This is a genomic window from Mesorhizobium sp. BHbdii (genome assembly GCF_053848045.1).
This window is the reverse complement of sequence record NZ_JBSPKX010000293.1, coordinates 1-408: the sequence shown is the minus strand read 5'-3', so window position 1 is coordinate 408 and position 408 is coordinate 1. Positions and strand designations below refer to the sequence as shown.

The 408-nt window shown below is 63.2% G+C and carries 1 protein-coding gene; it reads left to right on the top strand.

Going from position 1 to position 408, the window contains the following annotated elements:
* Nucleotides 1-408: glucoamylase family protein (locus tag ACWTU8_RS33100; RefSeq protein WP_455851412.1), on the top strand; the 408-nt coding region annotated here is incomplete at both ends.

Below are 408 nucleotides of genomic sequence, written 5' to 3'. Positions count from 1 at the left end.
CCACTATGGCTGGGAAGGCTATAATGAGGCGACCATCCTCTACGTGCTGTCGATGGCCTCGCCGGACAGCCCGACTTCCGACGACAGTTACGAAGCCTGGACGGCGACCTACCAGTGGGAAAACATCTACGGCCATGACGTGCGCTATGGCGGCCCGCTGTTCATGCACCAATTCTCGCATGCCTGGATCGATTTCGCCGGCATCCGCGACGCGTTCATGCGCGAGAAGAACTCGGACTATTTCGAAAACAGCCGCCGCTCGACCTATCTCCACCGGGACTATGCCCGCCACAACCCCTATGGCTTCGACGGCTATGGCGCGAACCTTTGGGGCCTTTCGGCGGGGGCCGGGCCGGGCGGCTTCCGCGCCAGTGTGCAGCGGCGGAGGCACAGGTGGTCGGGCTATGC